This window comes from Enterococcus sp. XAF26B05_ASV22 (genome assembly GCF_056727285.1).
Genome location: NZ_CM161538.1, coordinates 1,131,324 through 1,144,750 on the forward strand (window position 1 = coordinate 1,131,324; position 13,427 = coordinate 1,144,750).

10 protein-coding genes are annotated in these 13,427 nt (G+C 36.0%); 7 read left to right on the plus strand and 3 right to left on the minus strand.

Translation table 11 applies throughout. The annotated features are described in order from the left end of the window. Positions 1 to 163 precede the first annotated feature (163 nt). From AC1PU0_RS05620 to manA, 6 genes are all read left to right on the plus strand, one after another. A complete protein-coding gene (locus AC1PU0_RS05620; protein ID WP_206849044.1) occupies positions 164 to 2,032 on the plus strand; it encodes a beta-glucoside-specific PTS transporter subunit IIABC in 1,869 nt (622 codons plus the stop codon). Between the two features lie 455 nt (positions 2,033 to 2,487). Beyond that, positions 2,488 to 3,936, plus strand: a complete 1,449-nt coding sequence (locus AC1PU0_RS05625; protein ID WP_206849041.1) for a glycoside hydrolase family 1 protein — start codon at positions 2,488 to 2,490, stop codon at positions 3,934 to 3,936. A 155-nt stretch (positions 3,937 to 4,091) separates the two neighbouring features. Then, positions 4,092 to 4,679 carry a guanylate kinase gene (locus tag AC1PU0_RS05630; RefSeq protein ID WP_206849039.1) on the plus strand — a complete coding sequence of 196 codons (588 nt, stop codon included), beginning with the start codon at positions 4,092 to 4,094 and terminating at the stop codon, positions 4,677 to 4,679. Between the two features lie 337 nt (positions 4,680 to 5,016). Beyond that, positions 5,017 to 5,853: a VOC family protein gene (locus AC1PU0_RS05635; RefSeq protein WP_206849037.1), complete on the plus strand. Its 837-nt coding sequence runs from the start codon at positions 5,017 to 5,019 to the stop codon at positions 5,851 to 5,853. A 39-nt stretch (positions 5,854 to 5,892) separates the two neighbouring features. After that, positions 5,893 to 6,930: a serine hydrolase domain-containing protein gene (locus AC1PU0_RS05640; protein ID WP_206849035.1), complete on the plus strand. Its 1,038-nt coding sequence runs from the start codon at positions 5,893 to 5,895 to the stop codon at positions 6,928 to 6,930. Between the two features lie 42 nt (positions 6,931 to 6,972). Next, positions 6,973 to 7,947, plus strand: a complete 975-nt coding sequence (manA, locus tag AC1PU0_RS05645; RefSeq protein ID WP_206849033.1) for a mannose-6-phosphate isomerase, class I — start codon at positions 6,973 to 6,975, stop codon at positions 7,945 to 7,947. A gap of 161 nt (positions 7,948 to 8,108) precedes the next feature. Here the strand turns inward: manA and AC1PU0_RS05650 are convergent, their stop codons facing one another. After that, positions 8,109 to 8,804 (minus strand): adenosylcobyric acid synthase, encoded by a 696-nt coding sequence (locus AC1PU0_RS05650; protein ID WP_206849031.1) that lies wholly within the window; start codon positions 8,802 to 8,804, stop codon positions 8,109 to 8,111. Positions 8,805 to 8,908: 104 nt separating this feature from the next. Next, positions 8,909 to 10,246 (minus strand): Mur ligase family protein, encoded by a 1,338-nt coding sequence (locus AC1PU0_RS05655; RefSeq protein ID WP_206849029.1) that lies wholly within the window; start codon positions 10,244 to 10,246, stop codon positions 8,909 to 8,911. A 374-nt stretch (positions 10,247 to 10,620) separates the two neighbouring features. Between AC1PU0_RS05655 and AC1PU0_RS05660 the strand changes: the two genes are divergently transcribed. Next, a complete protein-coding gene (locus AC1PU0_RS05660; RefSeq protein WP_206849027.1) occupies positions 10,621 to 11,895 on the plus strand; it encodes an NCS2 family permease in 1,275 nt (424 codons plus the stop codon). A gap of 50 nt (positions 11,896 to 11,945) precedes the next feature. On the opposite strand, the gene AC1PU0_RS05665 is transcribed toward AC1PU0_RS05660, so the two are convergent. Next, positions 11,946 to 13,346, minus strand: coding sequence for a TrkH family potassium uptake protein (locus AC1PU0_RS05665; RefSeq protein ID WP_069654633.1), 1,401 nt, complete (start codon positions 13,344 to 13,346; stop codon positions 11,946 to 11,948). Positions 13,347 to 13,427 lie beyond the last annotated feature (81 nt).

A 13,427-nucleotide genomic window follows, 5' to 3' on the forward strand; every position in this document is an offset into this window, starting at 1 on the left:
AATTAGCATTCAATCGAAGCGGATTGTTACTGTTTAGCAGGCAAAACCTAGATTGAAAAAACAAGAGATTCATCTATAGTTACGTCTTTGTAAGTATAGTAGATTATTGTTTTTTCAGTTTAGGTTTTTTTATATAAAAAATCAAAGAAAAGAGGCATATAAAATGAGTAAAAATCAAGAAATCGCCGAGCGCGTCTTAACGCTAGTTGGTGGAGAAGAAAATGTGAATAGTGTTGTCCATTGTGCAACTCGTCTACGTTTTAACTTAAAAGATGAGGATAAAGCAGAAACAGAAAAATTGAATCAAGATCCTGATGTGATTCAAGTTGTTAGAAGTGGCGGACAATATCAAGTCGTTATCGGCAGTCATGTAAGTGATGTGTATAAAGAGTTGATGGCACATAGTGGTTTAGGTGAGGATGATACTGAAAAAAATGAAGGACCTAAAGGAAATGTTTTCAACCAGTTGATTGATATTATTTCTTCTATATTCACACCTTTCTTAGGTGCAATGGCAGGAGCTGGGGTTTTAAAAGGATTCTTGACGTTAGCAGTAACATTGAACTGGCTAACAGCCGAATCGGGTATCTATGTAGTCCTCTTTGCGATTGCAGACGGAATTTTTACCTTCTTACCGATTATTTTAGCGTTTACTGCTGCGAAGAAATTCAAAACAAACCAATTCTTAGCGGTCTGTCTTGCAATGGCACTTGTTCATCCTAGTATTACTGCTTTAGCTGGACAAACCCTAAGTTTTGCTGGAATTCCAGTGATTATCGGCGCAAGTGCGTATACATCATCTGTTATTCCAATTATTTTAGCAGTATATGTTCAAAGTTATGTTGAACGTTTCTTCAAGAAAGTTATTCCATCTTTCTTACAAATCATTTGTGTTCCTTTAGCTGTTTTTCTTGTGATGGCACCTGTTACGTTTATTGCAATTGGCCCGATCGGAACCATTTTAGGTGATTTGCTTGGTAAAGGGTATGATGGAATTTATGGATTTAGCCCAATTATTGCGGGTGCAGTTATGGGTGGTTTATGGCAAGTGTTCGTTATGTTTGGTATGCATTGGGGCTTTGTTCCAATCATGCTATTAAATCTTTCAGCTACAGGTATAGATACAATGGCACCAATGCTTTTACCAGCTGTATTATCACAAGGAGGAGCGGCATTAGCTGTATTCTTTATGACAAAAAATGTAAAATTAAAAGGATTAGCGTTGTCTTCAACAATTACGTCGATCTTTGGGATTACAGAACCAACCGTTTATGGTGTGACATTACCACTTAAAAAACCATTTATTGCTGCATGTATCGGTGGTGCAGTTGGTGGCGCTTTTATCGGTTTCAGTCATGTTCAAAACTATGTCTTTGGGTTGATCAGCTTATTGAGTTTACCAGGATTTATTCCCCAAGATACTAAAGATACTTCTGGTCTAGTTGCAGCAGTTATTGGAACAGTGATCGCTTTTGTAATTGGTTTTGTTTTAACATTTATTTTAAAATTTGACGATAAACCAGAAGCAGGTAGTGAAACTCCAAAAGAAACGAACTCAAAAGCGCAAATTAATAATGATAGAATTGTTTTAACAAGTCCAATTACAGGTACGATTGTTCCTTTAGAGAAAGTCGAAGACCAAGTATTCTCATCAGGAGCTCTAGGTAAAGGAATCGCCATCGAACCAACAGTAGGCGAACTTTACGCTCCCGCTAACGGTGAAATCACAACCTTATTTCCAACAGGACACGCAGTTGGAATCACAACGGAAGATGGTGTAGAAGTTTTGATGCATATCGGGATGGATACCGTTGAAATGGACGGGGATGGATTCGAATTAGTAGTGAAACAAGGTGACAAAGTAAAACAAGGTGATTTGCTAGTGAAATTTGATATTGAAAAAATCAAAGCAGCTGGACATCCTGTGGTAACACCAATCGTTGTTACAAATAGTGGTGATTATTTGGATGTATTAGATATGGATCAAACAGATGTTTTACATGGTGAAGATTTCTTGGCGATTGTACGTTAATTGAATTCACTTAATCGCTTTTACGGTTATCTAGCTTCATGAGTCAGTATCTCGGAAAAAAGATAAAATCAGCTTGTGACTAAAATCGTCACCATCTTATTTTCCTATTTTTCGACGATACTAAGCGACTCATTACGCTTTTACGGTTATCTAGCTTCATGAGTCAGTATCTCGGAAAAAAGATAAAATCAGCCTGTGACTAAAATCGTCACCATCTTATTTTCCTATTTTTCGACGATACTAAGCGACTCATTACGCTTTTACGGTTATCTAGCTTCATGAGTCAGTATCTCGGAAAAAAGATAAAATCAGCCTGTGACTAAAGGCGTCACCATCTTATTTTCTTATTTTTCGGCGATACTAAGCGACTCAACTTACTATTAGGTTAACTTGCTGAGAGGGCTAGTGTTTTGGGAAAAGAGCCCTCAATGCTTTTAGAATAAGGAGGAATTGATATGTCAACTAAAACAACAGTATTTCCAGATGGATTTTTATGGGGTGGTGCAACGGCAGCGAATCAATTAGAGGGTGCGTATCGCTCAGATGGTAAAGGTTTATCAGTTGCGGATGCAATGCCTGGTGGCAAGCAACGTTTCCAAATTTTAGGTAGTGATACATTTAATTGGGAAATCGATTCGGATAAATTCATTTATCCGAATCATCGCGGGATCGATCATTATCATCGCTTTAAAGAAGATATTGCATTATTTGCAAAAATGGGCTTTAAATGTTACCGTTTTTCAATTGCTTGGTCTAGAATCTTTCCTAAAGGAGATGAGACTACACCCAATGAAGCAGGCCTGAAATTTTATGATCAAGTAATCGATGAGTGCTTGAAACATGGTATTGAACCAGTAATTACGATTTCTCACTATGAAATGCCTTTGCATTTAGCTAAAGAGTATGGTGGTTGGAAAAATCGTAAAATGATTGATTTCTTTGAAAATTACGCAACAGTTGTCTTAACACGCTATGGCAAAAAAGTAACCTACTGGATGACATTTAATGAAATCAATTCAGCGTTTCATTTTCCAGCACTAAGTCAAGGAATGGTCAAAGCAACAGGTGCAGGCGATTATCAAAATGTTTTCCAAGCATGGCATAATCAATTTGTGGCTAGTGCTAAAGCTGTGAAAATTGGTCATGGCATCAATCCTGATATGCAAATTGGTTGTATGATCATTTACGCAACAACTTATAGTATCGATGCAAATCCAGTGAATCAAATGGCGACATTGGCTCAAAATCAAGAATTCAATTTCTATTGTACAGATGCTCAAGTTCGCGGTGAATATCCTGCTTACCAACAACGTATGTTTGATAAATATGGTGTTTCAGAATTAGAAATCGGTGCAGATGATTTAGAGTTAATGAAAACATATTCAGTAGATTATATTGGCTTTAGTTACTACATGTCCTCAGCAGTTAATGAAACAGCTGAAGAGGATGATACTGTAGTTGGAAACTTATTAGGTGGCGTACGCAATCCATTCTTAGAAGCAAGTGAATGGGGCTGGCAGATCGACCCTGAAGGCTTAAGAATTGCATTGAATAAATTATATGATCGTTACCAAAAACCGTTATTTATCGTTGAAAACGGCTTAGGTGCAATCGATAAAGTAGATGAAAACTTTTATGTAGAAGATGATTATCGAATTGATTATTTACGTCGTCACATTGAAGCTATGTCAGATGCAATTAAAGATGGCGTTGATTTAATAGGGTACACACCGTGGGGCTGTATTGATTTAGTGAGTGCTTCAACAGGTGAAATGAGCAAACGCTATGGTTTTATCTATGTGGATCTAGATGATAATGGCGAAGGAACCATGAATCGCTATGAGAAAAAATCATTTAATTGGTACAAACAAGTAATCGAAACGAATGGACAAGAGTTGAAATAATGAATAAAACCAGAGGAATAAGTCAGACAACATCTGATTTATGCTCTGGTTTTCTTAATAGTCAAAGATACCAACTAGAAGAACATTTGGCTTTTCTTTTTCATTGAAGGGAAACTTTAGTTATTGTATAGTCAATATATTAGGAGGAGTGATCAGTGAAAAGAACCGAATTAAAGCATCCATTTTTTGTTGTGATAGGTCCTAGTGGTTCAGGAAAAACCAAGGTAGCTGAAGCTGTTTTTCCAGCATCGTACAAGGTGATTTCTCACACAACAAGACCCATCAGAAAAGAGGAAACAGATGAGATAGATTATTACTTTGAATCAGAGGACCGATTTGAGAAGCTACTTACTACAGGCGCGTTAGCAGAACATGATACATATCATGGGTATCAATATGGCGTTGGAAGAGCCGAGTTGATTGAAAAAACATCAGATCATTATGCTTACGACGTTTTAACAATTAAAGGATTTCAAGCAATCGAAAACCAATTCGGCAACATGGTGATTCCAATTTTTTTAGAAGTATCTAAAGAAAATGTTTTAGCTAGGTTACAAACGAGAGATGAGGATACAAAAATCATATTACAACGCGGCGCTCTATATGATCAAGAAATAAAGAATAAAAGTAAAGTGATCGAATACACAAACAGCTACATAATCAATGCGAATAAGCCATTCGAAAACGTGGTGAACGATGTAAAGCAAGTGGTAAATGAGACCCTAAAAATCAAGTTAAGATGAGCTGTAAATTAACACAGGCAGGCTAGGCGTTCTGAGTTTCTAGATGATTGAGAACTGACTCCAAGAGTTAGCGCTCAATTATTTTTTATTCACAAAGAACTTTCATTATTTTTAAAGTATGAACGTATAGCTGTTATTTAAACTCTGTTTTTTTTAATTGGTATAGAGTAACTAAATGGTTAAAAAGATGATCGAATCCCTAGATTGGTATAGGAGCAAGCCCCCTATTTATCAAAATGCTTTCCTAGTGACATTTTTTTGAAAAGAGCATTTACTTGCTGAAATCAGTAGACATGTTTAGAATAAATAGATGGAGACATTCGGAGGGGGAAGACGAATGGGAAAGTTTCAATTAGCTGAAGATGTATATGTGAAAACGGTTGCAATTCGTATCAACGATGTAGAGAGAATGGTTGACTTTTATAAAAATGTATTGGGATTTATTTTAAAGCTAGAGGAAAATAATTTATCAATATTTGGTTCACAAAAAAGAGATAGTCGATTACTGATATTAGAGGAAACGGCTTCTGAAGAAGGACAAATAGAATTTTTTGAAAAATCTGTCTGCTTTTCTTTGTTGATTCCAACAGAGGGAGAGTTTGGTAGTCTTTTACGAAGAATTACAGCGCATAATTATCCAATCAAGAAATCAGTACAAGATGGAAATCGCCAAAGTGTATTTTTAGAAGATCCAGAAGGAAATGAACTTGAAATTAGTTATCAAGGCGCAACAGGTCAAATGAAAGAAACAGTTGAAACACTGGATATACAATCGTTGATTGATCAAAGTAACGTTTTGTATTCGAGCCTTTCGGCAGGTGTAAGAATTGATCGACTTAAAATTCATGTAAGTGATAAAATAGCACACCATTCGTTTTATCAAGACATTTTAGGAATGGTACCTGAAAATAACACAGACGATAAGTTAACAATGAATAATCGAAACTTTTGGATTTTTTTAGACGATTCAGTCGAACAAAATAGTCAAAAAGCTATCTTAGAAAAATCGCTGGGAGTAGATTTTTTTGTTGTAACCTTAAATGATGAAACAGAAATGGAGCATCTAAAACAACATTTAGAAGAACAGAAACAAGAATTTTTTGTCGATAAAAAATTAACGATTTTAACGATTTACGATCCTAGTCAGATCGAATGGTGGTTTGTTAGAAATTAACGAATAAAAATTGAACACAAACAATGAGGAAAATAAATCATGTATAAAAAAACAAAACAAAAAATAGAAGAGTTGGTAGATGAGAAGGTTTTTCCTGGTGCCAGTTTTTCGTTTATAACAAGAGGAGAATCTGAAGATTACACTATAGGGAACGCTCAAATAATCCCTAAAATCGAACCATTGAAGCCGTCATTACTTTTTGATGTTGCCTCTTTAACGAAGGTCGTTTGTACGACAACGGTCGTGTTACAGTTGATGGAGGCAGGACAGATTGACATTGATGCACCATTTAACACGTATTACTCAGCCTTTGAAGATGGAAATATAACGATTCGCCACCTCTTGACGCATACATCTGATATTCAAAGTTTTATTGAAAATCGAGATGCCTTGTCAAAAGATGAATTAATAGCCGCTTACAATCAGGTTCGGCCAGGTATAGAGATAGGGAACAAGGTAATGTATACAGATACGGGAACAATTTTACTTGGTTTTATGTTGGAAGAATTATTAGGGAAAGATGTTATAGAAATTTTTAAAGAACGAGTGCTGCAACCAATGGAAATGACCGAAAGTAGTTTTTTACCTAAGGATTTTTCTAAAGTCGTGCCAACTGAAAATCATCCTATCAGAGGATTGATTCAGGGACAAACGCATGATCCAAAAGCGTTTGTTTTAGCTGAACATGCTGGAAATGCTGGACTTTTCACTAATTTGAATGATCTAAAAAAATTCACGTCAATGTACATGAATGAAGGGCTGTATCAGACAACCAGAATAGTGGAAAAAGATACAGTTTGCTCACTATTAAAGGATCAAACACCTAGTGGAAAAGGACATCGCTCATTAGGATGGGATCTCAAAGATGATTTAACAGGACGACCATTGTTGTTTCATACAGGTTATACTGGCACTTTTTTGATGATTGATCTTCTGGAAAAAGAGGGATTTATCTTCCTTTCTAATCGTGTTCATCCAGCAGATAATCAGAAAGAGTATATCCAAAAAAGAGATGAGCTTATTGAAATTTATTTAAAAGAAAAAAGAACACTCAATGATGAATCGCTTTCTTTTTAGTGGTATAATTGACGAGTGTTAATGGAAGGGAGTCTCTAAACTATGCAGGAACCTTTATTTTTAAAGCCAGTTTTTCAAGAAAAAATTTGGGGTGGGGATCGGCTACAGACTGTATTCGGTTTTGACCTACCAAGCAATAAAATTGGAGAAGATTGGGCAATAAGTGCTCATCCTCATGGGGTAAGTAAGGTAGAAAATGGGGAATTTTCTGGTCAAAAACTAGATGAACTTTGGACGAATCATCGTGAATTATTCGGCAATGCTAAGGGAGCTGTTTTTCCTTTATTGACGAAAATTTTAGATGCTGAAGATGATTTGTCTGTACAAGTACATCCAGATGATACTTATGGAATGGCTCATGAAGGCGAACTTGGGAAAACGGAGTGTTGGTATATTATTGACGCTGAACCAGGATCAACCATCATTTACGGACATAATGCCCAGAGCCGAGAAAAACTTGAAGCGATGATCAAAGAAGAACGCTGGGATGACTTGCTCAAGAAAGTCCCAGTAAAAAAAGGCGACTTTTTCTATGTACCAAGTGGCACGATTCATGCTATTGGTAAAGGAATCATGATTTTAGAAACACAACAAAGCAGTGATACCACTTATCGTGTGTACGACTATGATCGAAAGGATGATCAAGGTCGTACAAGAGAACTGCATATTCAACAATCTGTTGATGTGACGACAGTTCCGGCAAAAAATGCACAATTATCGATTCAACAACAAAACCAAGGACAATCAAGCATTATTACGTATTTGAAAACACCATTTTTCAATGTGTATGAATGGCAAGTCCAAGGGATATTGAATTTAAAGAAAAATGCGCCCTATACATTAGCAACCGTTATTGACGGCATCGGTCACTTAATTATTGAAGACACAGAATCAATGAAGACTGACCGTTATGAATTGGCTAAAGGGACAAGCTTCATTTTACCGACCGATATTGCCAAATGGCGCATTGAAGGCAATCTTACGATTATTGCGTCTGAACCGGGAATTGACGCGTAAAAGTTAAAATAAAAAGAGACTGGATTAGAAGCGTTTAATCCCGAGAAATAAGAAGTAACCCTTTCAGCTTGTTACCGAAAGGGTTACTCCTGCTCCCACTGTTTTTTCGCATTAGGGTGTGATACAAAAGTGATTTTTTACTTTTGTACCACACTCTTTATTTATTCTGTAGTCTGCATTTCTTGTGGTAAATTGAAAGGTTCATTGTATTTTTTCTCTAAAGCAGTTTTAATCAACCGAATCCCTAAATTTTCATTGCGCGCAAGAATGGGACCGTGGAAATAAGAGCCAAAAACATTTTTGTAAATAACGCCTTCAGAACCATCTTCACTATTGTTGCCTTTACCTTTAACAACATTGCCTAGCGGGCGTTCACCTTTACCTAAAAAAGTTCGACCATTATGATTTTCAAACCCATAATAGGTTTCATTAAATTCTTCATTATGAATCACGATATCACCGATGTAACGGTTATTATCTTGGCTTAACGTATAGTGATCCAGCGCACCAATGCCGTGAATTTTTTCACCTTTAGCCCCCATGTAATAATGGCCCAATAATTGATACCCACCACAAATTGCGAGCATAACTCCGTCATTTTCAATATATTCAGTCAAGGATTCTTTTTTTGTCTGGATATCATCTGAAATGATCAACTGTTCAAAATCTTGTCCGCCACCTACAAAGACTAAATCATATTTAGTCGCTTCAAATGGCTCGTGAATACTAACAATTTCAGAGCGAAAGGTTACATTCATTTTTTCAGCCAAATATTTTAACATCAGTAAATTACCATTGTCGCCGTAAGTGTTTAACAGATTTCCATATAAATGACACACAACTAATTCTTTAGGCACTGTTTGTTCCTCCTCATATATAGATAACAAGGTTTTGTCTTACGTAACCTTGTATTTGATTGACTATTTAATAGTGAAAGAATATAAGCTATTAAATAGTCTTTTTAGCTGGTAATATAGCCTTGTGCAGCCAATGATTTACGCAATTGCAATACTGCTGTATACGTAGCTAAAATATATACATGTTCTGTCGGCAATTCTTTGATTGCTGTGATCACGTCGTCTAAGTTTGGAACTTCTTTTAATTTCTCTTCAGAAATACCTGCAACTTTTAGGCGTAAAGTCATATCTTGATGACGGTCACCACCTGCGATGACTTCAGGAATATTCATTTGGGCAAACGCCTCATGATCACCATCCCAGATCCAGCTAACATCGATTCCATCCGCATAATTTGCATTTAGTAAAGAGACAAGTGAGAAAGAGTAAGGTGCAAGAGCCATCATATCAATAACTTGATTTAAGCCCACAGGATTTTTAACTAAAATTAATGTACATAATTTACCTTCTATGTTGATTGTTTCTTGACGGCCAAAAACTTTTTCATCATAGCTTAGTCCAGCTCTGATTTTTTTAGGAGAAACACCGTAGTGTTCAGCAACAGAGGTCGCTGCTAAAGCATTATATACATTATACATACCGCCAACTGCGATGCTGTACTCTGCTCCATCGATTACGAAATCAGCAGAAGTATTATCCATCGCCACCATTTGCGTTAATTGTACGTCTAGCTTAGGGCGATGAAAACTACAATTAGGACAATAATATTTCCCGAGATTAGCGTAAGTAATCATTTTATAATGTAAAATATGGTGACACTTAGGACAAAGTAAGCCGTCCGTATTGTAATGAGCCATCTGTTCTTCATCTGCTTTGTGATTAAAGCCATAATATTTTCGCGGATTGATCGTTTCAACTGAATTGAAAATCGGTGAATCGCCATTACAAAGAATCGGTGCATTAGGAGCTGCAGCAGCACCATCAACGATTAATTTGTAGGTGGTGTAAATTTCACCGTAGCGATCCATTTGGTCTCGAAAAATATTGGTAAATAAAAATAATTTTGGTTCAATATACTTTGTGACGCGGCTTAAACTTGCTTCATCGATTTCTAGTACTGCAAATTTCTTTTTAGCCCCTTTATTTTTAGCAGATAAGAAGGTTGAAACGATTCCTTGCTCCATATTGGCACCAGTCGGATTGGTCAGTACGTGATCAAATTCTTGTCTTAAAATATTTACTGTTAAAGCAGTCGTCAATGTTTTTCCATTTGTACCCGTGACAACCACAATTTCATAATCTTTAGCTAAGGTATCCAAAATTTTTGGATCGATTTTTAATGCTAATTTTCCAGGGTAGCTACTCCCACCTTTGAAGAAAGTTTGTAATACCCATTGAGAAGTTTTACCAGCGGCGATTGCTACATGACTTCTGATTCCCATAAAGTGCCCTCCAATTTATATCAACTATCGTTATGCCATTCAATAATAAACTCAATCTATAATACCACAGTTGAAAAAAAAAATTAATTCCTTTTACTCTTTCTTACTATTATTAATTTTATACCGTTAGATGTACGACTGAGATGAGGAGAAACCATGAATCTTACAAAAAAGGATGTGAGATTAAATCGTTCTTCAAATTATGCTGATTACTGTATATATAAATGAAAAAGTTTTCAAAAATTTTGAAGAGCGCTTACAATGTGGTATTCTTACATTGTCTTAATTTAAGTAAAAAATAATTTTATTACATAAAAGTTTTTTATTTAGAATTAGCAGAACCTAGGCCGTTTTTTATTAGGAGGATGATTTTCATGTTTCATTGGAAAAAACTTAAAAAAGAAGATATAAAACGAGAAGTCTTAGCAGGAACAACATCATTTTTCGCTATTTCTTATATTATTATGGTGAATACAGTGATTTTAGCGGAGGCTGGAATGCCAAAAGAATTAACGATTTTCGGTACGATATTTATTTCGATTCTCGGCTCTATTTTGATTGGACTTGTGGCAGATGCTCCAATTGTTTTAACTACGGGGATGGGGGTCAATTCATTTTTTACGTATACATTGGTTCTTTCCTTAGGTTTGACTTGGCAGCAGGCATTAGCCGCTAGTTTTTGTGCAGGTATTGTCTATTTACTAGTTGCGTTTACCAAGTTAAGTAAATTGTTTGCAGAAGTTGTGCCTAAATCATTGAAAACGGGAATCACTGTAGGAATTGGATTTTTTCTTGTATTGATTGGACTGGAAAAAGGCCATTTGATAGTAAGAGGAGAACATACCTTTTTACAACTAGCCCCTTTAGATAACGGTTTAACCTTATTGACTTTATTTTCATTGATCTTGACTGTGATTCTTTTTATAAAAGGCGTGCAAGGAAGTTTTTTTATTGGGATAGTTGTAGTGACAATCAGTGCAAATTTCTTCGGAATGGTACAACCTGCAGAACATTTTTCATTGAGTAGGATAGGGAACTATTCTCGCATATTTTTACAATTAGATTTCAGTGCATTTTTTTCTAAAAGCTTTTTATTGGGCGTCTTTGCCTTATCCATGATTTTAATCTTTGAGTCAATGGGCTTACTGAAAGGGTTGATGCCAGATGCGGATGAAAAGAAATATTTACGTGCCTATCGTGTCACAGGGGTTATCACATTATTATCCAGTATTTTGGGAACAAGCCCCACAGTAGCCGCCGCTGAGAGTGCAACAGGTATTGAGGAGGGGGGAGAAACTGGGATCACCTCGATTACGAGTGGTATTTGTTTTCTTCTTGCTTTACTAGCACTGCCTTTACTTTCATATATTCCCGATTCGGCATTAGCACCAGCAATTATCATAACAGGATTCTTGATGATCCAACAAATCAAGACTGTACATTTTAGCGATTTTAGTGACTACTTTCCTGCGATACTTATGATCGTACTGATTCCTTTTACAATGAATATTTCTGATGGAATGGCATTTGGATTTGTAGCATATCCTCTGACGAAATGGGTTGGGGGGAAAAAATCGGAACTCTCTTTACCAATGTGGTTGATTTCAGGCTTATTCTTACTCTATTTGATTGTTAATGTGTTGATTTAAGCGAAAAAAACCTTGCTCAACCCATCAGAAGTGATGTCGAGCAAGGTTTTTTAACCAATAATAATTTTTTCAGAGGGATACTCATAACCAATATCTCGTGTTTCTTTTGGTACAAATAACATCAATGTATACAGCATGCCGATACGCCCGATAAACATCAAAAGTGCAATCATCACCTTACCGACCGTTGTTAAATCTGAAGTAATGCCCAAAGACAACCCAGTCGTACCAAAAGCTGAAGAAACTTCAACAATAATTGCAATCAATGGATGATCCTCAGTAGCAGTTAAAAATAAAACGGCAAAGAAACACATGATCATTGAAAGCATAAAGACAACGATTGATTTCTTAACATCATCGTCATCGATTCGGCGTCCAAACACATTGATTTTATCTTCACTTTTCAAAAAGGCGTACAAGTACAAGCCGATAATAGCAACGGTCGTCGTTCGAATCCCGCCACCAACAGAACTGGGACTACAACCGATAAACATCAGTAAAGAAAAAACAATTAATGTCGTAATCTGAAAATCACCTAAATCATTGATCTGCAAACCTGCATTTCGTGTGGTCATAGAATAAAACATAGAAGTAATCCAACGCTGAATTTCTCCCATCCCTACAAATAAATGGTCTTTCTCTAATAAATAAATCAAAATCGTTCCACCCACAAACAAAATCACAAACGCCAATAATGCAATCTTGCTAAATAATGAAAAGCGGAAAGGTAAACCACGTTTTTTCTTTTTAAAAAATAACCACTCACGAACTTCCATCAGTACTGGAAAACCAATCCCGCCAACAAAAATCAAAAACATGATCACAATCAAGAATAAATAATCGTTAGCAAAAGGCATAATCGAATCACCAGTCACATCAAAGCCAGAGTTGGTCACAGCTGAAATCGATTGGTAAAAACCGAAGAAAATAGCTTTTGACCAGGTTGTATAATAGCCAGAAAAATAAAAATAAATAGAGAAAAATGTACCAAAAATTAGTTGGAACCATAAAATGATTGTAAACGTGATGCGAATTAACCGAACAATGCCACTTAACTTAGGCTGATTCATATCAGTCATGATCAATTGCCGCTGTTTTAAAGAAATCCTGCGTTTTGAAAGGATAATAAATGCTGTGGAAATCATCATGATCCCTAGTCCACCAACTTGAAATAACACTTCCAATAGCAATACACCACGGTCATTAAAAACAGAGTCAATATCAAAGGTAGACAACCCCGTAACACTCACTGTACTAATCGCCATAAAAAGCATATCAATGAAACCAACTTGAGAGCCTGGTTCTCTAAAAAATGGTAAACAAAATAATAAGTAAGAAACGACGGTCATAATAATATAATATGAAACAATGATTTGGATAGATGATAAATTATTAGAAATAAAACGCCTTCCTTTGCGCTGTGCCAGCCATAAAAGCCGAAATCGATTCATAATGGACCTCCTGAACATCGTTAAAACAAGTATAGCAGAAAATAAATGATGGGCAAAGAAAGAATAAATGCTTAGAAGAAA

Excerpts from the sequence above, each read along its gene's own strand:
- AC1PU0_RS05620 (WP_206849044.1), top strand. The coding sequence starts at position 164 with ATGAGTAAAAATCAAGAAATCGCCGAGCGCGTCTTAACGCTAGTTGGT.
- AC1PU0_RS05625 (WP_206849041.1), top strand. The coding sequence starts at position 2,488 with ATGTCAACTAAAACAACAGTATTTCCAGATGGATTTTTATGGGGTGGT.
- AC1PU0_RS05635 (WP_206849037.1), top strand. The coding sequence starts at position 5,017 with ATGGGAAAGTTTCAATTAGCTGAAGATGTATATGTGAAAACGGTTGCA.
- AC1PU0_RS05640 (WP_206849035.1), top strand. The coding sequence starts at position 5,893 with ATGTATAAAAAAACAAAACAAAAAATAGAAGAGTTGGTAGATGAGAAG.
- manA (WP_206849033.1), top strand. The coding sequence starts at position 6,973 with ATGCAGGAACCTTTATTTTTAAAGCCAGTTTTTCAAGAAAAAATTTGG.
- AC1PU0_RS05655 (WP_206849029.1), bottom strand. The coding sequence starts at position 10,246 with ATGGGAATCAGAAGTCATGTAGCAATCGCCGCTGGTAAAACTTCTCAA.
- AC1PU0_RS05660 (WP_206849027.1), top strand. The coding sequence starts at position 10,621 with ATGTTTCATTGGAAAAAACTTAAAAAAGAAGATATAAAACGAGAAGTC.
- AC1PU0_RS05665 (WP_069654633.1), bottom strand. The coding sequence starts at position 13,346 with ATGAATCGATTTCGGCTTTTATGGCTGGCACAGCGCAAAGGAAGGCGT.